17 protein-coding genes are annotated in these 20682 nt (G+C 52.8%); 7 read left to right on the top strand and 10 right to left on the bottom strand.

Annotated elements, in window-relative coordinates; all coding sequences use genetic code 11:
- Positions 1-45 precede the first annotated feature (45 nt).
- From E1162_RS04585 to E1162_RS04540, 10 genes are all read right to left on the bottom strand, one after another.
- Positions 46-1524: a UxaA family hydrolase gene (locus E1162_RS04585; protein ID WP_155127494.1), complete on the bottom strand. Its 1479-nt coding sequence runs from the start codon at positions 1522-1524 to the stop codon at positions 46-48.
- 184 nt (positions 1525-1708) lie between these two features.
- Entirely contained in the window at positions 1709-3010 is a 1302-nt protein-coding gene (locus E1162_RS04580) for a TRAP transporter large permease (RefSeq protein WP_155127491.1), read from the bottom strand.
- A 1-nt stretch (position 3011) separates the two neighbouring features.
- On the bottom strand, positions 3012-3524 hold the full coding sequence (locus tag E1162_RS04575) for a TRAP transporter small permease (RefSeq protein ID WP_155127488.1): 513 nt from the start codon (positions 3522-3524) through the stop codon (positions 3012-3014).
- A 76-nt stretch (positions 3525-3600) separates the two neighbouring features.
- Positions 3601-4593 (bottom strand): TRAP transporter substrate-binding protein, encoded by a 993-nt coding sequence (locus E1162_RS04570; protein WP_155127485.1) that lies wholly within the window; start codon positions 4591-4593, stop codon positions 3601-3603.
- 667 nt (positions 4594-5260) lie between these two features.
- Positions 5261-5992: an FCD domain-containing protein gene (locus E1162_RS04565; RefSeq protein ID WP_155127482.1), complete on the bottom strand. Its 732-nt coding sequence runs from the start codon at positions 5990-5992 to the stop codon at positions 5261-5263.
- Positions 5993-6334: 342 nt separating this feature from the next.
- Positions 6335-7378 carry an adenosine deaminase gene (gene add, locus E1162_RS04560; RefSeq protein WP_155127479.1) on the bottom strand — a complete coding sequence of 348 codons (1044 nt, stop codon included), beginning with the start codon at positions 7376-7378 and terminating at the stop codon, positions 6335-6337.
- Between the two features lie 61 nt (positions 7379-7439).
- A complete protein-coding gene (locus tag E1162_RS04555) occupies positions 7440-8270 on the bottom strand; it encodes an ABC transporter permease (protein WP_155127476.1) in 831 nt (276 codons plus the stop codon).
- A gap of 5 nt (positions 8271-8275) precedes the next feature.
- Positions 8276-9124, bottom strand: a complete 849-nt coding sequence (locus tag E1162_RS04550) for an ABC transporter permease (RefSeq protein WP_155127473.1) — start codon at positions 9122-9124, stop codon at positions 8276-8278.
- A 2-nt stretch (positions 9125-9126) separates the two neighbouring features.
- The gene (locus tag E1162_RS04545; RefSeq protein ID WP_155127470.1) at positions 9127-10188 is read right to left on the bottom strand and encodes an ABC transporter ATP-binding protein; all 1062 of its coding nucleotides are present in this window, start codon (positions 10186-10188) and stop codon (positions 9127-9129) included.
- A gap of 103 nt (positions 10189-10291) precedes the next feature.
- Complete coding sequence (locus E1162_RS04540) at positions 10292-11320, bottom strand: extracellular solute-binding protein (protein WP_155127466.1); 1029 nt, start codon at positions 11318-11320, stop codon at positions 10292-10294.
- Positions 11321-11864: 544 nt separating this feature from the next.
- Between E1162_RS04540 and E1162_RS04535 the strand changes: the two genes are divergently transcribed.
- From E1162_RS04535 to E1162_RS04505, 7 genes are all read left to right on the top strand, one after another.
- The gene (locus E1162_RS04535) at positions 11865-12743 is read left to right on the top strand and encodes a Dyp-type peroxidase (protein WP_155127463.1); all 879 of its coding nucleotides are present in this window, start codon (positions 11865-11867) and stop codon (positions 12741-12743) included.
- Positions 12744-13247: 504 nt separating this feature from the next.
- The gene (dhaK, locus tag E1162_RS04530) at positions 13248-14312 is read left to right on the top strand and encodes a dihydroxyacetone kinase subunit DhaK (RefSeq protein WP_155127460.1); all 1065 of its coding nucleotides are present in this window, start codon (positions 13248-13250) and stop codon (positions 14310-14312) included.
- A gap of 9 nt (positions 14313-14321) precedes the next feature.
- Entirely contained in the window at positions 14322-14948 is a 627-nt protein-coding gene (gene dhaL / locus E1162_RS04525) for a dihydroxyacetone kinase subunit DhaL (RefSeq protein WP_155127457.1), read from the top strand.
- Positions 14949-14952: 4 nt separating this feature from the next.
- The gene (ptsP, locus tag E1162_RS04520; RefSeq protein ID WP_155127454.1) at positions 14953-17358 is read left to right on the top strand and encodes a phosphoenolpyruvate--protein phosphotransferase; all 2406 of its coding nucleotides are present in this window, start codon (positions 14953-14955) and stop codon (positions 17356-17358) included.
- 400 nt (positions 17359-17758) lie between these two features.
- A complete protein-coding gene (locus E1162_RS04515; protein WP_155127452.1) occupies positions 17759-18292 on the top strand; it encodes a TetR/AcrR family transcriptional regulator in 534 nt (177 codons plus the stop codon).
- Positions 18285-19322, top strand: a complete 1038-nt coding sequence (locus E1162_RS04510) for an alcohol dehydrogenase family protein (RefSeq protein ID WP_155127449.1) — start codon at positions 18285-18287, stop codon at positions 19320-19322. Before E1162_RS04515 ends, E1162_RS04510 begins: the two co-directional genes overlap by 8 nt.
- Positions 19323-19515: 193 nt before the next feature.
- Positions 19516-20673 (top strand): NAD(P)/FAD-dependent oxidoreductase, encoded by a 1158-nt coding sequence (locus E1162_RS04505; RefSeq protein ID WP_155127446.1) that lies wholly within the window; start codon positions 19516-19518, stop codon positions 20671-20673.
- Positions 20674-20682: the final 9 nt, after the last annotated feature.

The raw sequence follows: 20682 nt of genomic DNA, 5'->3' as shown, positions 1-20682 counted from the left end.
ATACTCCCGACAAGCATTTCAGTCTGTCGGGAGCGCTGGAGTTCTTTAAAGCGTTACGCCCGATTTGAAGATCACCACGTCCTGATTTCGGGTAATCTCGTTGCGGGTTTGGGTGCCGTTGGCCACGTCCATCAGATAGGCTGCGAAATCTTCGCATACTTCATCAAGGCTGGCATTGCCCTGCGCTACAGGGCCAGCGGAATAGTCGATCCAGTGGGGTTTGTTGGCAGCCAACTCGTTGTTGGAAGCAACTTTCACGGTTGGAATAACAGAGCCCATCGGGTTGCCGCGGCCGGTGGTGAACAGCACCATATGGCAGCCACATGCAGCAAGAGCGGTAATCGCAGTGCCGTCGTTGCCCGGTGCTTCAAACAGGTTCAGACCGCGTTTTTCGATGCGCTCTTTATAGCGCTTCACATCGCGAACGATTGCAGTACCAGCCTTCTGGGTGCAGCCGAGAGACTTCTCTTCCAATGTGGTGATACCGCCAGCCTTGTTACCCGGAGACGGGTTCTCATAGATCGGCTGATTGTGATCCACATAGTACTGCTTGAAGTCGTTGATCAGCGTAACGATGTCCGCGAAAACGCCTTGGTTTTCAGCGCGCGCCATCAAGATACGCTCTGCGCCGAACATTTCCGGCACTTCGGTCAGAACAGAAGTGCCGCCGCGAGCGATCAACCAATCAGACATGGAGCCAAGAAGCGGGTTTGCGGTAATACCGGAGAAACCGTCAGAACCACCACACTTCAAACCGATGCGCAGACGATCAACGCCCACCGGTTCGCGCTTGTCGTTGTGCAGCTGCTCGCAAAGCTCGTCGAGCAAGCCGGTAGCGATCTCTGCTTCGTCTTTGAAGTCCTGCGCGACCATGAAACGAACGCGAGACTCATCTGGCAGTACCAAGCCTTCTTTGAAGGAAGCCATGGTGTTGTTTTCACAGCCAAGACCCAGAACCAGCACACCACCAGCATTTGGATGAACAACGAGGTTCTGCAGGATTGTGCGGGTGTTATCCAGATCGTCGCCCAGCTGGGAGCAGCCGAACGGGTGCGAAAGAACAAGAACCTGAGCGCCTTCTGGCAGTTTGCCGGAGGCTTCAAACTGGCGCGCAACGTTTTGCGCTACACCGTTGATGCAGCCAACAAGCGGTACGATCCAGAGATCGTTGCGAATGCCGATATCGCCGTTTTTGCGAACAAAGGCATTGATGGTTGGAATATCGCTGACAATGGCGTCTTCTACAGGCACGCCGGAATAGGTGTAGGTTTCGTCGGTTCCGAGACCGGTCTTGATGTTGTGCGCATGCACATGGGCACCAGCTGCAATGTCGCTTTTCGCCTTGCCGATGGAATAGCCGTACTTGATGGCGTCATCACCGGCGGCAATTGGTTTCAATGCGAACTTGTGACCTGCTGGGATATCCTCAAGGAGCGTTACACCTTCGAAAGTATCACCGGACTTGAGCGCCTGAATGGCGACGCAAACTGTATCGTTTGGATGGATCTTTAAGGTGGTTTTCATGAGAGTCTCGGTAGTCCTGGCCTGCCTTTGGGCAAGGGAGGGGCGTTGCCTGCCGAGGTCATCCCGGCAAGACCACCCTATGTTGTATTAACTGTCGCGTTCTAGTTGGTGATGTTCGGTATCTTCCCCGACTATGCGGGGGTTATTTGAGTGGGGAGGCAGCTGCTTCCCCACTCGCTTTCAATTACATCATGCCGAAGAAACGCGGCAGGAAGAGAGAAAGTTCAGGCACATAGATGATCAGGCCGAGTGCGACGAGCAGTGCGCCGAAGAATGGCAGCATTGGCTTGATCATGTCGTGAACCTTCACATCGGACACAGTACAGCCAACGAACAGCGCTGCACCTACAGGTGGAGTACACAGACCGATACACAGGTTCGCTACGAGCATGATACCGAAGTGAACTGGATCCATGCCGATGTCGCGTGCGATAGGCAGGAAGATCGGGGTGAAGATCAGAACTGCAGGTGTCATGTCCATGAACACACCAACAATCAGGAGGATGACGTTGATGATGAGCAGGATGATGATCGGGTTCTCGGAGATCGCCATCATTGCATCAGTGATGATGAACGGAATGTCAGCGCGGGTCATAACCCAAGACATGCCGATAGAGATGGAGATCAGAATGAGGATGATCGCGGTCATCACAACTGAGTCAATCAGAAGCTGAGGCAGCTGAGAGAACTTCACTTCACGATAAATGATCACGGACAGGAAGAAAGCGTAGACCACTGCGATAGCGGATGCTTCAGTCGCGGTGAATACGCCGCCCATGATGCCGCCCATTACGATCACAACCAGCATCAGGCTTGGAATTGCTTCCCAAGTGATTTTCAGAGCCTGGTTCAAAGTTGGCTTTGGAGACAGCGGGTAGTTACGACGCTTTGCAATGATTGCACCAACTGCCATCAAGCAAAGACCCATCAGGATACCCGGCAGGTAGCCAGCCATGAAGAGGGTGGAAACAGAGATGCCGCCAGCGGTCAGAGCATAAATGATCAGAACGTTGGATGGTGGAATCAAAAGGCCGGTAATACAGGAAGTGACGTTTACAGCAGCAGAGTATGCAGGGTCGTAGCCAGCTTCTTTCTGCAGGGGCGCCATGGTGCCACCAACTGCCGCTGCAGCAGCAGTTGCAGAACCGGAGATGGAGCCGAACAGCATGTTTGCCATAACGTTTACGTGCGCCATGGAACCCGGCATCTGGCCAACCAGAATCTGGGAGAACGCGATAAGGCGTTTTGCAATGCCGCCACTGTTCATCAGCACACCAGCGAGAACAAAGAACGGAATTGCCAGCAGGGCAAAGCTATCAAGACCAGCGACCATACGCTGACTGATAACAGCCAGAATGACTTCCACCGGCATCATCATGCCACCAGCGAAGATCGCGGAGATGCCCAGAGCGAAGGCGATAGGAACGCCGGTAAAAACCAGCAGGAAGAAAGATCCGAAAAGGACGAGTGGAATGAGCCAATCCATCTTAATTCTCCTTCGGAGCAGAGGATTTATTGCTGATCAGTTCGCGCAGCGCTTCAACAGCAAAATGAAGGGTATAGATAACGATGATGACGCCGCTCAAAGGCAGAACCGCATAGACGTATTCCATTGGCAGTTCGAGCGCAGGGGAGATCTGGCCAGTAGCCTGCACCTTGAGAAGCAGACGCATACCGCCGACAATCATCGCAGCAGCTGCAAAGAAACAGACGAACAAGTTGGTGTAGATGTCGCACAAATGTCTTTTTGCGCCTTCCAGCTTGCCGGTAAGCAGATCGATCGCTAGGTGGCGTTTTGCGCCAACACAGTAAGCACCGCCAAGAAGACCAACCCAGATCATAGCAAAGCGCGCGATTTCGTCGGTAAGGGTGCTAGGCTCGTTAAGAACGTAGCGGCTGAAAACCTGCCAGGTGACGCAGACCACCAGAAGTGCCATGACAGAAGCGCTGAACATGGCGATGACGCCGTCGAGAAGTTTCTTGATTTTTTGGGGAAGCATGATTTCGCTCTAGTCTTGTCGTGGCAAGCCACAAGAAGGAGAAGGGACAAAGCCCCTTCCCCTCGATATTTTGCGATTACTTGCCAGCAGCTTCGATGCGCTGGATCCAAGCGTTTTTGTTCTGGTCAGCAGCAGCATCGTCGTACAGTGGCTGAAGAGCTGCACGGAATGCGGTCTTGTCTACTTCATAGAAAGTCGCGCCAGCTTCTTTAGAAAGCTTGATGGACTTTTCTACTTCTGCGTCCCACAGTTCGCGCTGGTAGTCTTCAGACTTACGAGCAGCTTTCATCAGGATTTCCTGCTGTTCAGCAGACAGTGCATCCCAAGTAGCAGTGGAGATTACGAGGTAGTCAGGCACGGAGGTGTGCTGGTCGAGAGCAACGTGCTGAGCAACTTCAACGTGGCGGGTGTGGTAGTAGGATGGCTCGTTGTTTTCTGCGCCATCGATAACGCCCTGCTGGATCGCGGTGTAAACTTCACCGAATGCGATTGGTGCAGGAGAAGCGCCGAGAAGCTCGATCATGCGGTTGGTGGTTGGGGTAGAAACCACGCGGATTTTGAGACCCTTCATATCTGCAGGGCTCTTGATCGGCTTAGTAGCGTAGAAGCTGCGCTCACCTGCTTCGTAAGCAGCAATTGCCATGAAGCCTTTGTCTTTCGGCAGAGCCATCATTTCACGGCCGATTTCTCCGTAGAGAACTTCGTGGAAGTGCGCTTTGTCGCGGAACAGGTAAGGCATGGAGAATACGGAGAAGGTGCTTTCGAATGCTTCCATCTCACTTGCGGAACCCTTGGTCATGTCCAGAGCTTCCTGCTGGAGCATTTCGAGAGTTTCACGAGGACCGCCCATCTGGCCAGAGCCATAGATGCGCAGTTTCATTTTGCCGCCGGACATTTCCTTCAGGTCGTCACCCAGCTGTTCCAGAGCCATTGCAACAACGTGGCTTGGCTCAAGGTTATGTGCCAAACGAATGGTAACAGCTTCAACTGCGGTTGCAGAGAAAGATGCAAGTGCAGTTGGCAGTGCTACAGCCAGACCAAGTGCGAACTTTGTGAAATTTGCAGACATAATAGTTTTCCCGATTTTTGTTGTCACGGGACGAGTTCCAAAGCTTGGGTTGCTATAAAAATCGCGCGCCATACCGAGTGCCTCCTATTAGAAAATCGGTATAAGAACTTTTTCTTCGTATCCGTGCTCGGGTCTCTTTTGTCATACCAATTTCACATGCAGCAATTGGGAAAATGACGTAGCCTTCTACCATGCTAGTCTCGCAGAGTGCCGCGATATATCTTTGCCAAAATGTGGCAGGTCGCCATTATTTGCCACATTCACGAGCAATATTTATAGACAATCAATGTTGTTTGAACTTATTCTAGATTTTTCTTCAATATTGAAGCCTAGCCAACAATACCTCATCTTATTTATATGTAATAATATAGAAGTTGCATGACATTTATTTCCACATGAACTAAATAAATACTATCTTGTATAACAGGATAGACTCTATTTCTTGATTCAGACATGATTTCACTACAACGGATGGCGCGACAAAACGCACATAGGTATAAACACCCGTGCGGCGTCTTGTTTCTTGGAAAATTGGTATTATAGGTTGGAATTGGTATTATACATTTTGCCAGCACCGAAAAAGGTGTCTGACAACTCGCGTATAGGTGTAGGCGAAAATAAAAAACCCGCCAGAGGCGGGTTAATTGTCAAACTCAGTGAGAAAAGCTCACTCCTCCTTCACAGCGGAAGAAGCTGAATAAAGCGTCTTTTTGGTACTCTCCAAGTGGGACCACATAGCGTACTGGGCCTTTTTGGGATCATGCACCGCAAGCGCATCCATGATCGCTTGATGCTCGGCACACCAGCTATTCAAATCATTCTCATCGATATGCTTGTGCAGACTGGTCCATAGCGGATTTTTAGCGCGACCATGCCACATCATCTCAACAAGCAGCGCGATAACCGAATTGCCCGTAGACCTAGCGATCTGAATATGGAAATCCTTATCCCAATCAGAGTCGCGAGCCCGATCTTCCGCCTTAGCTCTACTTTGAATAGAAGCGAGCTTCCCAAGATCTTCATCCGTTATCTTGCTGGCCGCCAACTCAACAGTAAGGCACTCGATGTACTGACGCGCCTCAAGCATCTCAAAAGGTCCGGTAAACTGCATTTCAGAGATTAAGCGCCGCAGAGCCTGCTCAATCACATTATCTTCGGCCTTGGACGTTCTTGGCGTATCGGAAATGACATGAATTCCCGACCCCTTGCGAACAGATACCAAGCCTTCAAGCTCCAGCATAATAATTGCTTCGCGAACAACTGTGCGGCTGATGCCGTAGTCGGTACAAATTGTTCTCTCGGGAGGTAATTTCTCACCAACCTTGAAGACGCCATCAATAATCTGCTGTTTCAGTTGCTCACCAATCTCTTGGTACAGACGAGGATTATTTGCAGACATGGCGCTCCCTTGCTGAGGCTGCTTATGTTTAAGTTGTTATACCTGCAAATAACATTGCCCCTAACCTCAAACGGAAACTCTTCGTATTTCCCTGTAGGAAGTATAATGCAGGAGAGGCGCAGTTAATATTGAAGTAAAGCTCTCATGTCTAGTGGGATCATTGCAAAAAATCTCAAGCTTGTAGAAATTCAGCTTGGAATGCATCGCTTAAAACCCAACTTCCCCTAGAATAATCATAGCGAGGAAACGAGCTTATTCCTCACATTTTGAACCACTAGGCCTGCCCATAAAAAAGGGCCTGCGGAAACCGCAGGCCCTTGAAAAACCGTCTGCAAACTAGCTTTAGTCTTTTACGTGTTCGGCACGAAGTGCATCGAACTCAGCAATCCACTCACGCTTCCATTGACGACGGGTTACGTCGTCAATGAACGCGCCATCAAGGCCGTTCAGCGTGAATTCGCGAAGATCATCAATGGAGTAGCCAAAGTCACGGACCATCATCTTCCACGCCAACGCTGGTGTCACGTTATGGAAGGTTGGATCGTCAGTGTTCGGATGGATCTTGATACCAGCGTCTTTCATGAAGCGGATCGGATGCTTTTGCGCCCATTCTTCCGGCTTCAAAGTACGCAGGTAGTAAGAATTGGTCGGCACCACGGTAAAGACCATACCCATATCTGCGCAGCGCTTGGTGAGCTCAGGGCAATCCAGCACGGTGTAACCATGGTCGATACGATCAACCTTCAGCAGGTCAATTGCGGTTTCAACATTGCGGTGGTGGCAGCCAAATTCGCCAGCGTGCGCGGTGGTTTTAAGACCAGCGCGGCGAGCCAACTGATAGGCCTTCCAGAAGTTTTCTGGCGGATGGTCGTTCTCACGATAATCGATACCAATGCCAACAACTTCGTCGGTACGGTGCTGGATAGCGAGCTCAACCAGTTCTGCTGCAGCTTCTTCAGAACGCTCACGGTCAACCGCCGGGATCAGACGGGAGACAATGCCGAGATCTTTCTCAGCATCGCGCATTGCGGCAAGAATTGCGCTCTGCAAGGTCGCATAGCTCTGGCCAGAGAAGCGGCCGGTTTCGGTGTAGTTCCAAAACAGCTCGATGTAACGAACACCTTCACGCGCTTCATCTTCAAGGCATTCATAGGTCAAGCGGTAGAGACGATCTGTGTTGCCTAGAATGTGCTCTTCCATCATGCGGAAGATGTGTAGCACGCCCTTCGGCTTATCACCGCGAACATAGTAATCTGGCACTTCGCTAACAGGCAGAGGCTCGCCAGAAGCACGGACGAAGTCGGCCAGCGTTTCTTCACGAATGGTTCCGTAGAGATGGCAGTGCAGTTCCGCTTTAGGAAACTTATTGAAAAATAGATCAGACATAACTCGGTCTTCTCAAACAAACAGGGTTAAGGAAAAAGGGGCACCACAGCGCCCCTTGAACTTATCGGTCCGTAAAGATTTTCAAGCCTACGGTTTTGGCGATGATCACGAAGAAGATCATGGTCAAACCAACCATCAGCGAAGAGATCGCCGCCGGAGACGGATCGCCAGAAGTCTCAATGTGAGACATCATCTGTACCGGCAGGGTTGTGGTATTGGAGCCCGCGAGGAAGATCGACAGAGTCACATCGTTGAACGAATAGGTGAACGCAAGAATACAGCCAGCGATGATGCCCGGGCGCGCCATCGGCAGAACCACATCACGGAACGCCTGTGCAGGCGTTGCGCCAAGGCTCATGCTTGCTTCTTCAAGAGAGACATCCGCCCCTGCCATTGCCGCCCACACAGAACGCACCACGAATGGAATGGTGATCAGTACGTGGCCAGCAACGAGGTTGATGAAGTTGTTGTTCTCAATCGCGAAGTAGACCGCGAAGTTGAAGAGCGCAAAGCCCAGAACCACACTTGGCAGCAGCAACGGAGACAAGACAACCAGTTCCACCAGAGCTTTACCACGGAACGGAATGCGCGCCAGTGCGCGAGCGACAAAGATGCCAATCGCAGCAGAGATGGTTGTAGAGATTACCGAAATCACCAGCGAGCTAAGCAGCGCAGAGCGGAACCATGAGAGCGAGAAAACCTCATAGTACCAATGCAGCGAGAATTCCTTTGGCGGAAACAGCAGGTAGTTATCGTTTGTGAACGAAGCCACCACCACGATGAAGATCGGTGCCAGAAGGAAGATGTAGCCAGCCAGAATGGTGAGGTACAGCAGGCCGCGGCTTGCGGACCACATCATGCGTTCGGCGGCATAGTTATTTGCTTGAGACATACCAATCACCCGAAAGACTTGAGGCCGACCTTCGCCGCCCAACGCTGTACGCAGACGAAGAAGAGAGCCAGTACCGCCAGAACAATGCCGACAGCTGCTGCTTTGTCCCACTCGAAGGTGGTGAAGGCGAAGCTGTAAACCAGCGTGGTCATCATCGGGGTTCTGCCACCACCCAAAAGCAACGGTGTTGCAAAGGCGGTGATAGCCAGCGAGAACACCATCAACGTACCGGACAGAAGACCGGGAATACTCATCGGAACAATAACGCGGAAGAAGGTTGTCAGCGGGTTCGCTCCAAGGCTGAGGGATGCTTCCTCTAGACTTGGGTCAACCTTTTGCAAGGTCGCAACAAGCGCCAGCACCATGTAAGGCAGTAGCAACTGTGACTCACCGATAATAACCGCAGCCTCGTTGTGAATGAGCGACAGAGGCTCACTGATGATGCCGAGATTCAGCAGCAGCTTGTTAAGCACACCCGATGGGGAGAGTACAACAAGCCAGCCATAGGCGCGAACCACCACAGAGACCATCAGCGGAAACACAAGCAGCGTTAGCAGCAAGGACTGCATACGGCTACCAGCGCGCAAAAGACCCATGGCAAGCGGATAGCCAAGCAGAACAGTTACAACAGTTACACAAAGCGATACGCGAATAGAGCGCCAGAATGCCTGCGTAGCCATTTTACTGTCTAGCAGCGCGGTGAAGTTTGCGAGGGTGTAGCTTTCAGTCGTGAAAGACCAAAAAGCCGAAGCAAACAGCTGTAACACCGGAACCAGCGCAATCAGACCAACCAATGTGAAGGCCGGACTGGAAAGCGCGTATCCGTTCGTAAAGAAAGAGCGTTCAGAAGCCATAATCAACCGCGCTCCAGAACCATGACCTTGGAAGGGTCAACGGCAAGGCAAACGCTGCCCGACAGGCGGTGATCGCGACGCGTTTTCACGGTGATCGGCTTGTCGCTCATTGGAGAGCTGATCTGGTAGATGTTCGCTTCACCAGTATAAACTTCGCCCACGACTTCGCCGCAGATGGTGTTGTTCTGACCGCACTGGCCGTTGTCCGCAAGCGGGACGAGATCGGTAGAGCGAATACCGAGAACGAACTCACCCTGTTTGCCAATGTGTTTTGCATCGGTTTCAAGTCGGTGGGAGCCAAACTGACCGAATGCACGGCCGTCTTCAGCAACGATGTGGCAAGGCAAGAGGTTTTCTACGCCGATAAAGCCTGCAACAAATTCAGAATTCGGCTCTTCCCAGATCTCGCGAGGCGTACCGACCTGACGCACAACGGATTTGTTCATGACGACGATCTTGTCGGAAAGGGCAAACGCTTCCTCCTGATCGTGTGTCACGAAAATAGTAGTAACGCCGGAAGTACGCTGGATGCGCTTAAGCTCGAAACGCATTTCGTCACGCATCTTGGCATCAAGTGCGGAAAGCGGTTCGTCGAGCAAAAGGATCTCTGGTTCGATTACGATGGAACGAGCAAGCGCTACGCGCTGCTTTTGGCCACCGGAGAGCTGACGCGGGTAGCGGTTTTCCATCTCATGAAGACCAACGATCTCCATAACCTTGCGGGCGCGAGCAAGCTGCTCGTTTTTAGGAACGCCGCGCATTTTCAAACCGTAGCAGATGTTCTGAAGAACAGTCATGAACGGGAATAGAGCGTAAGACTGGAACACAACACCGATGTTGCGTCTCCATGGCGGGGTGCCTTTGATGGACTTGCCGCCCAGTTTGATATCGCCGCTTGTGATATCCTCAAAGCCCGCGATCATGCGCAAGGTTGTGGTCTTGCCGCAACCACTTGGGCCGAGCAGGCTAACGAAGGAGCCCTGTTCCGCTGCAAAGCATGCATCGCGCACTGCGGTTACTTCACCGTAGTTCTTGGACAGGTTTTGAATTTCAATAGAAGACATAGCGCCGTATCCGGGTCTTTCAACATGGCCTAAAAAGCCAAAAGAGAACGGTTCGCATTGGCAAGCCGTTCTCCTTGATTTTATTGATGTTTCGATCGCACTATTAGTTTGCGATCACTTCTTCCTGCCACATGGAAACCCATTCAGGCTTTTTGGCGATGATCTTGTCGATTGGCCAGAAGTTAGCTTTTTCGAGCGCTTCTTTACCCAGAAGGTTCAGCGGCAGCTCATCAGCCTTGCTCATATCAACGTCTTTGTTGACTGGCTCGTCACCGGAAACTTCAAGCCACTTTGCCTGCACATCAGCGGAGATGAAGTAGTTGATGAACTTCTCGGCAGCTTCTGCTTCCTTAGAACCCTTAACTACACAGATCATGTTACGCAGACCCAGTGCGCCTTCTTCAGGCCAAGTGAACTGGATTGTTGCTTCAGGATCTTTCTTCACGAAGATGTTCAGGTGCGGAGCGATGGAAACATCGCCCATGTTGATGCTTTCCAGAACGTCACGACCGCCAAAGAAATGCAGATCGTCTTTTGCTTCCTGAATAGCTTTGATGCCAGGAGCAAGATCGTCGATAGAACCACCGTTCATTTCGGAGAACAGGATCAAAGACGGGATGCCGTAGGAAAGTGCAATGTCAGGATAACCGGACTTCGCTTTGGAAGAACCATCGAGGAGCTGGCCCCAGCTTGTAGGAGCGGTCTCGTAGTGGTCTTTGTTGTAAGCAATGCCAGCTGCAACAACGGTAAAGGCCGGGCACATGCCGCCGCCGATCGGGTCCTGAGCGAAGTCATAGAGGCGATCGATGTTCGGGATGTTTGCGCGATCTACAGGCTGAAGCAGGCCACGCTTGGACGCTTCAAACATCTGGAAATCGGAGATGATCATAAGATCCGCGCCACGACCGCGTGTTGCGATCAGCTTGGAAAGACGTTCGGTGCTGCGACCGCCGTCGAGTGTAATGGAAATGCCGGTTTCCTCTTCGAAAGGCTGAACAATATGCTTCTCGAATTTTTCGGCGTAACCACCGCCCCATACGGAGATTTTCAAATCGGTCGCTAGGGAAGCTCCAGCAGACGCAACGAGGCTCAGGGCAGCGATGGTGCCCAGCTTAACTATCTTCTTCGCCATATTGGTTTTTAAGTTCTCTTTTTGGTGCGGATCACAAGTAATCGACTAGCGATGCGCTGTTGAAGCGGCTTCTTTAAATGAGATTTTCTTAAATGAAAGTCTAATAACGATAGGGAAGTATTTGTGCGTATTTGGTTGAATGTTCCGCAGGCAGTGCCCGATTAATAATCAATCACACTGCATAATAATGCATCATTTGCGACTAAGGGTTCTTTCTGTGAAGCGTCTTTCTACTGGGGATTAACGACAGAATCAGAGTCTGGCGGCAGGCGTGACATCCACGCTATCGGGCCATGCCGGAACCATCTGGCGCATGGTCCAAATCACCCTGCGGAATATGTTATTAAAGTGACGATATCTTAGAACTATATGAATTTAAAAGATAATTACCAAAGACCCGAATAGGGACTTTAACTAATCTCGCAATCACACCAAGAAGCAATAATCTGCACCCATCAAATGTAAGCCTGCATTACTTGATGCAGGAACACGGAGCTGGGGTAGCTCCCACTTAATAAGATCTATGCTGCAAGGGTCACTGTATATGAATAACTACCAAACCGGCATTTTGGCCGATTTGCCTCTCTTTGCCTGCTACTTGCATTTTGGTTTGCAAGAAGGGTGCTCAAATGAGCAGGCTCTTGAGGTTCTCTCATCACTTTACGTTAACGAAACCATCGTTATTGGCGTAGGCCCTGCCCTGCTCGGAGAAAAAGCTGAGTCCCTCGGTCTTAAGCCGTTCACCACCCTTACTGGTGTGCGCGGTGTTGAAGCCCCAGAAACCCAAGATGAGCTATGGGTTTGGGTACGCGGCGCTGACCGTGAAGAAGTTGAAACACGCTCCAAAACTGTCACTGGCGAACTCAGCGAAGCGTTTGTTTTGCTAAACGCGACAGATGCCTTCCTATATAAAGGTGGCCGAGACCTTTCTGGCTACGAAGACGGTACAGAAAACCCGATTGGCGAAGAAGCCGTTGAAGCGGCAATTGTTGCTGAAGGTTCAGCGAACCAGCGCGGCGGCAGTTTGGTTGCAGTACAAAAGTGGATCCATGATCTGGAGTACTTCAACAGCCTGCCGGTACCAGAACGCGACGACGTCATTGGTCGCCGATTGGAAGATAACTACGAGTTTCCAGAAAGCCCTATCTCTTCCCACGTAAAACGCACGGGCCAGAACAGCTTCGAAAAGCCAGCCTTCGTTGTTCGTCGTTCCATGCCGTTTATGGATGACGATGGCAAGGGCCTCATGTTTGTTGCCTACGGCGCATCGCTTTGGCCGTTTGAAGTTCAGATGAAGCGCATGCTCGGACTGGATGACGGCATCGTTGACGGGTTGTTCCGTTTCTCCCGCCCTATCACTGGTGCCTACTACTGGTGCCCACCTGTGACTTCCGAGGGCAGACTGAATCTTAAGGCTGCCTAAGTGATATATTGAACCAGAAGAGTGGTTCATCATTTCATCTGGATTTTGCGACTTAAGCCGCCCAATACCCTTTAATTGGGCGGCCAATCATTAAAAAGCGCCCAGAATGAAAACTTTTTTCACGCAAAATTGCCTAGAAACGCGATTTGCGCGCTAGATTTCCCCAGAAAGGTTGAGCAATTCCACTTTCTGGAACTCCTTTTTCAGGACCGCAAACAGCATTTATGTCGCGGCGAAGCTGAAAAATACCTCTTTCACGCTCCAAAATGACCGAAAAATGCACGTTTTTGTCATTTTCTGTCGTTTTAATTCCACATGAATGTACGGAAGAGCGCATCCCTATGCGTAATTGCTGATTTCTCACTGTCTGTTCTGTGATGTTTTAGCCTGTAAAGCCCCACTGGCCACACCCTTGAAAATGCCATCAAGGCAACTGGGTTTGCGCCATAAAGATAAGATAAACGGGTAGAAGCTCATCGACTGTTCTGGGAGTTTTGGGAAACAATGAAGAAGCTAATCAATCGCGTTGAAGATGTAGTAGCCGAGCAGCTTGAAGGTTTGGCACTTGCGCATCCAGAGCTAAAGTTCTGCGAAGAGCCACGTTACGTTTACCGTGAGGTTTGCGGCGATAAAGTTGCGCTGATCTCCGGTGGTGGTTCTGGCCACGAGCCAATGCACGCCGGCTTTATCGGCGAAGGCATGCTGACCGCAGCGTGCCCGGGTCAGGTCTTTACCTCCCCAACCCCGGACCAGATGTACGAATGCGGCAAAGCCGTTAACACCGGCAAGGGCGTTCTGCTTCTCATCAAGAACTACACCGGCGATGTTCTGAACTTTGAATCTGCTGTTGAGCTGCTGCACTTTGACGACATCCCTGTCGCTTCCGTCACCATTGATGACGACGTTGCAGTAAAAGACAGCCTCTATACCGCAGGCCGCCGCGGCGTTGGCGCAACCGTTCTCATCGAGAAACTGGTGGGCGCTGCCATTGAAGCTGGCGCTGATCTGGATGAAGCAACAGATCTGGCCCGCTCCCTCAACAACCGCTCCCGCTCCTTCGGTGTTGCCCTTGGCGCGTGCACCGTGCCAGCTGCTGGCAAGCCATCCTTCACCCTTGCTGACAACGAAATCGAATTCGGCGTTGGTATCCACGGTGAGCCGGGCATTGAACGGCGCGAATACACCGACTGCGACACGCTTGTAGCGCAGATGGTAGACGAGCTGCTGGACAACACCCCGTACACCCGCGTTGTTCGTACATGGAACCGCGAAATGGGCATGTACGACGAAGAAACCGTTGCCATTGACGAGTTCAACGCTGGCGACGAGTTCATCGTGATGGTGAACGGTCTTGGCGGCACGCCAGAATCCGAACTCTATGGCGCTTATCGCAAGCTCCATAAATGCCTTGAAGACAAGGGCTTCAAAATCGCCCGTAACCTCATTGGCAACTATTGCACCGCACTGGACATGGAAGGCTTCTCCATCACACTCGTGAAGGCAGACGCTAAAACTCTTGAACTGTGGGATGCACCAGTAAAAGCACCGTCTCTGCGTTGGGGCCGTTAAGGAAGTACAATGACTACAATCAAACAAGAACAAATTGTCACTTGGCTTAAAACCTGTGCTGAAGTCTTCGCTGCGCAGCGTGACTTCCTGACCGATCTGGACAAGGAAATCGGTGATGCTGACCACGGCATCAACATGAACCGCGGCTTTGAAAAGGTAGCAGAAAAGCTGCCAACCTTTGAAGACCAGAACATTGAAGGCGTTCTCAAAGCAACCGGCATGGCGCTGATGTCTTCCATCGGCGGCGCATCCGGCCCGCTTTATGGCACCTTCTTTATCCGCGCGTCCGCTGCTGCAAAGGGCAAGGAAGAGCTGGAACTGGCTGATCTGGTTGCAGTTCTTGATGCAGCTGTTGCCGGTGTTGTTGCCCGCGGTAAAGCAGAACCTGGCGACAAGACCATGTGTGATGTCTGGTGGCCGGTTCTGGAAGCGGCAAAAGCTGCTGACACGCTGGAAGCTGCTCTGCCTGCCATGGTGACAGCGGCTGAAGCTGGTGTTCAGTCCACCGTTGACATGCAGGCACGCAAGGGCCGCGCCAGCTATCTGGGCGAGCGCTCCATCGGTCATCAGGATGCAGGTGCAACCTCTTCCATGCTGATGGTCAAGACCTTGAAAGAGACTGTGCTGGGAGCATAAACCCTTGGTAGGTATTGTTGTTGTATCGCACAGCGCACAGCTTGCTGCCGGTGTGGCAGAGCTGGCTGAGCAGATGACACAAGGCAAGTGCCCAATCGCAGTTGCTGGCGGGATTGATGATCCCGCCAACCCGATTGGCACCGACCCTGTGTCTGTCATGACCGCCATTGAAACCGTTGCTGATGACAGCGGTGTTCTGATCCTGATGGACCTTGGCAGCGCTTTGATGAGCGCGGAGATGGCCATCGAGTTGATCGACCCTGAACTGGCGGAAAAAGTTCAAATGTGTGCCGCCCCGCTCGTGGAAGGAACCATGGCCGCAGCTGTTGCTGCTGCAAGCGGCCTTCCACTGGAAGCGGTGAAGCAGGAGGCCATGGGCGCTCTTGCGGCCAAGCAGAAGCATCTGGGCGTAGAAGACACTTCCAGCCCTGCAGAAGATGCAGGCGCGCATCTGGATGGTCCAGCGCTCACCTTCAACTGGAAAGTTCTCAACCACAACGGCCTTCATGCCCGCCCTGCAGCAGCTATCGTTGGTGCGCTGGCAGGCTTTGACGCCACTGTGCAGCTAGAATGCCGTGGTGAGAAGGCAAACGCCAAGAGCCTCAACGCTGTTGCAGTGCTTGCTGTGCGCCGTGATGAAGACGTCATCTTGCACGTAAGCGGACCAGATGCGCAGGCCGCCATTGATGCCTTTGCCCGCCTTGCTAAAGAAGGCTTTGGTGAAGACGTTGACGCGGCCCCTGAGGTTCATGTCGAGGCAGAAATTGAAGCCCCAGTAGAGGCCATTGACGGCGCTATTGTTGGCTTGCCAGCCTCTGACGGTATTGCGTTCGGTCCAGCTTCCTTCTTTACCGTGAAGATGCCTGAGGTTCCTACCCGCGCAAGCGAGGGCACCGACGCTGAACTCAAGCACCTCACCAATGCGATTGATGCAGTCTTTGAAGGCCTGCAGGCAGAAGCTGCCCACGCAAAAGCTGCCAAGGACACTGCAAAAGCGGAAATCTTTACAGCTCACGCTGGCATGCTGAGCGATCCTGAATTGCTGCCACGCCTTACCGCTGAGATCGAAGCGGGTGCAATTGCGGAAGCTGCATGGATGAGCGTGATGGGCACCCTCAAAGCCCAGTACGAAGCATCTGACAGCGCTTATATGCGTGAGCGCGGCGCTGACGTTCTCGACATCACCCGTCAGGTGATGATCGCGCTGTGCGGCAGTGAAGCTGATCAGCCGACCATCGAGCCGAACACCATCCTGTTCGCTGAAGACCTTACCCCGTCCGATACCGCCCGTCTTGATAAGAACACCGTGCTGGGCATCTGCCTTGCAGGCGGCGGCAAGACCTCGCACTCGGCGATTATCGCCCGTGCTATGGGTATTCCGGCGATTGTGCGTGCAACGGGCTGTCTTACCGAGATCAAACCGGGTCAGGACGTTATCCTTGACGGCTTCAGCGGCCGCCTATGGACGAACGCACCGGCTGACGAGCGTGAAGCTCTGGCAAGCCGCCGTGATGAATGGCGTGCAGCTCTCGAGCAGACCAAAACCGCAGCGCTTGAACCTGCTGTGACCAAGGACGGTGTGCGTTATCCGATCCTTGCCAATATCGGCAGCTTTGCTGATGTGGCGGGCGCTCTGGAAAACGGTGCAGAGGGCGTTGGCCTGCTACGCACCGAGTTCTTGTTCCAGTCCCGCGCAGAACTGCCGGACGAAGAGTTCCAGTACGAAGAGTACAAGCGCATTGCAGCTGCTTTTGGCGAGAACCCGATCACCATCCGTACGCTGGATGTTGGCGGTGACAAGCCTTTGGCAAGCTACCCGATGGCGGAGGAGGAAAACCCGTTCCTCGGTCACCGCGGTGTGCGCATGTGTCTGTCTGATCCGGCGCTGTTCAAGACCCAAATCCGTGCGTTGATCCGCGCAGCGGCCGAGCAGCCGAACATCCAGATGATGGTACCGATGATCGCCAATGTGCGTGAACTCAAAGCCGTCAAAGCGCTGGTGGAAGAGTGCCGCGCTGAACTGGGTATGCCAGCAGAAACGGTTCCGATGCAGGTTGGCATCATGATCGAGGTGCCGTCTGCGGTGCTCGATGCTGATGCTCTGGCGCTAGAAGCTGACTTCTTCTCCATCGGCACCAACGACCTGACACAGTACGTCATGGCAGCTGACCGCGGTAACCCGCAGGTGGCTGAGCTGGTTGACTATAACGAACCGGCGGTTCTCAAGGCCATCCAGATGACCTGTGAAGCTGGCAAGCGTGCAGGCATTGCAGTCAGCATGTGCGGCGAGATGGCGGGCGACACCAAGGTAACCGAGCTACTGCTCCGTCTTGGTATCTCCAAGCTCTCCGCGTCCGGCTCCCTCCTGCCAGCCCTCAAGGCAAAGGTCCGTCAAAGCTCCCTCGCCTAACGACGAGTGAGTGATAAGAAAATGCAAAAGGCCGATGGGAAACCATTGGCCTTTTTCTTTGCTTGTTTGGATGATGGGTCAAACATCAAATGCGGGGTGATCGCAGGTGGGCGGAGAGAGCGCCTCTCAATTAAGGGGCAGATAGAAATACCGTTCTGGATCCCGGATCAGCGCTTTGCTTGTCCGGGATGACTTCTCGAATGTGGAAACGCTCAGTTCACCAGAGGCTTCGTTCCTTCGTCACCAGCGAGGCACCTAGCACCACCGGCAGTCGACAGCCGGCGACCCGGCTTGCGTTGCAACAATATCCCAATGTCACCCCGCACTTGATGCGGGGTCCATTTTTAACAAAGAGCATCCCCATCTTGAAAAAGTAGAATGTTCGCTCTACTTTCCTCGCATGAGAGTTGACCGAGATACAATTGCGGCCCGATTGGAAGCCGCGTTCTCCAAGCGGGGCTTCAGCGAACCCGGTGTTGCCGAGCTACGGCGGGCGGCGGATGTGAGTTTACGCACGCTCTACAAATATTTCCCCTCACGCGAAGATATGATCGTTGCAGCGCTAGACCATCGCCACGCCCGTTATATCGCTCTGCTTAAGCAGGACTGCCCAAAAGACCCGCAGGCTGCGCTTCGTCATGTACTTGATTGTCTGGCTCAATGGATGCGCACTACCGCTCCACGCGGATGCATGCATGTGGCAGCCCTTTCTGCCCATCCGGATAGCGTTGCGATCAAGCAGGCCGTTGCTGCCTACAAAGAGCAGGTTCTTGCGTTTTTTGAAGGGATCGTCGGCAGCAAAGAGAAAGCCGGTGAGCTTTTCCTGCTGCATGAAGCGCTCTCATCAACATGGCCGCTTTACGGTGAAGAGGCTCTGGCGTGGGGCCACTCTCTCGCAGATAAGATCATAAATGGAGACATAGTCGATGACTGACTGCATGTACGGCGTTGTAATGACCGGCCACGGTGACTACGACGCGCTGTCTTACCGGACTGATCTACCAAAGCCAAAACCACGTGAACGAGAGGTTCTCATCCGCGTTGGCGCTGCTGGTGTCAACAACACGGACATTAACACTCGCATTGGCTGGTACTCCAAAAACGATGGCGCTTCGGAAGACGCCGGTTGGGCCGGTACTGCTCTTACCTTTCCGCGTATTCAGGGCGCGGACATGTGCGGTGAGATCGTTGAAGTCGGCAGCAACGTTGATGTAACGCGTTTGGGTGAGCGCGTTCTTGTTGAGCCTTGTCTTCAACGCGTTAACGGCGAGCCACTTGAGACACCTTGGTACATCGGATCAGAATGTGACGGCGGTTTTGCGCAGTACGTTGTCGTCGATGCTTCCCACGCCTACCCTATCCAAAGCACACTCAGCGACGTTGAGCTTGCCTCGTTCCCTTGCTCCTATTCGGCTGCCGAGAACATGCTGACCCGCGCCAACGTGCAGCAAGGGGATGTGGTGCTTGTAACCGGAGCCTCAGGCGGTGTCGGCTCCGCAGCTGTTCAGCTTGCAAAGGCACGCGGTGCCCGTGTTATTGCCGTCACCTCAGCCAGCAAAGAGCAAATGCTGCTGGAACTAGGGGCAGAAGCAACGCTGGACCGTAACGATGTACCTGCTGCCGTATTGGGGCAGAACAGCGTTGACGTCGTCATTGATCTGGTTGGCGGTGATAAATGGCCGGAACTGCTGGATGTTCTGCGCCCCAAAGGCCGCTACGCCGTTTCCGGTGCGATTGCCGGACCAATTGTGGAACTGGACCTGCGCACCCTGTACCTGAAAGACCTCAGTTTCTTTGGCTGCACGGTTCTGGAGCCCGAAGTCTTTGGTAATCTCGTAAAGCGTATTGAGAATGGCGACATCAAGCCATTGGTTACAATGGAGTTTCCGCTTGAGAGCATTGTAGACGCACAAAAACGCTTTTTAGAAAAAAGTCACGTTGGCAAAATCGTTCTAACCGTTTGAGTAGCACGAAGTTTTCCAAGCCCCGCAAGCACTCAGGCGGGTCTTTTATATGTTAGCTTAACAGTAATCGCACGGGATGCATGGCAACTCCCCAACAGTTCATTGTTGCTTTTCGCCAATGAACGGGCCAAGTATTGTTTAGTTATATGTTCAGCTCCGGCCCATGAGCCGTGGGATCGACGAGACGTTTTTTATGGCACAGTTTGTTATCGTTGGCGCCGGTCAGGCAGGTTGTTCTCTGGCCGCCAAGCTCCGTAGTGAGGGGTTCACCGGAAAAATCGTGATGATTGGCGAAGAGCCGGTCATTCCCTACCAGCGTCCGCCGCTTTCCAAAAAATATCTATTGGGCGAAATGCAGGAGGACCAGCTCTACCTTCGCCCGCAGCGTTTTTATGAAGAAAACAACATCGACTTGCGCGTTGGCAAACGTGTGAGCCAGATTGACCGCAGCAGCAAGACCGTGAGTGTTGACAGCAAGAAGATCAATTACGATCAGCTTGCTATTACCACCGGCAGCTATGCGCGCAAGCTACCGGCGCAGATTGGCGGCGAACTGGGCAACGTGTTTACCGTGCGCACCCTTGCCGACATGAACGCTATGTCCAAGTGCTTTGCGCAAGGCGCCCGTGTTCTTGTTGTTGGCGGCGGTTACATCGGCCTAGAGGCTGCTGCCGTTGCAGCGAAAAAGGGTATGCAGGTTGCTCTGGTAGAGATGGCAGAGCGTATTCTTCAGCGCGTTGCCTCCAAAGAAACCGCAGACTTCTTCCGCAAGCTTCACACCTCTCATGGCGTCGAGATCAAAGAAGGCGTAGGCGTTTCCGTTCTGAAGGGCGAGGATGTTGTGCGCTCCGCCGTACTTAGCGATGGCACAGAGCTTGAGGCTGACTTCGTTGTCGTAGGCGTTGGCATTGATCCTGTGACCGAGCTTGCAGAAAATGCTGGCTTACAGATCGAGAACGGCATCTGGACAGACGAGTTGGGCCGCACCACAGACCCAAGCATCTGGGCTGCTGGCGACTGTGCATCTTTCGAGTTTCGCGGCCGCCGCATCCGCTTGGAAAGCGTTCCGCACGCTGTTGAACATGCCGAATGCGTTGCAAAGAACATGCTTGGCGGAAACGAAGCATACCTTGCGCACCCTTGGTTCTGGTCTGACCAGTATGATGTGAAGCTGCAGATTGCTGGCCTACACCACGGCTATGATATGGTCGTGACACAGCTTGGTCGTCGCGAAGGTTCCATGTCGTTCTGGTACTACCACAAGAACGAGTTAGTGGCGGTGGACGCGATCAATGATCCGAAGGCCTATATGACTGGCCGCCGGATTATCGAGAGCCAAGACAAGCCATAAGCAACAGTA

This window comes from Pseudovibrio flavus (assembly GCF_009711345.1).
GTDB lineage: Bacteria > Pseudomonadota > Alphaproteobacteria > Rhizobiales > Stappiaceae > Pseudovibrio > Pseudovibrio flavus.
Note: the sequence above shows the minus strand (reverse complement) of the source record. Positions and strands in the feature narration are given on the sequence as shown.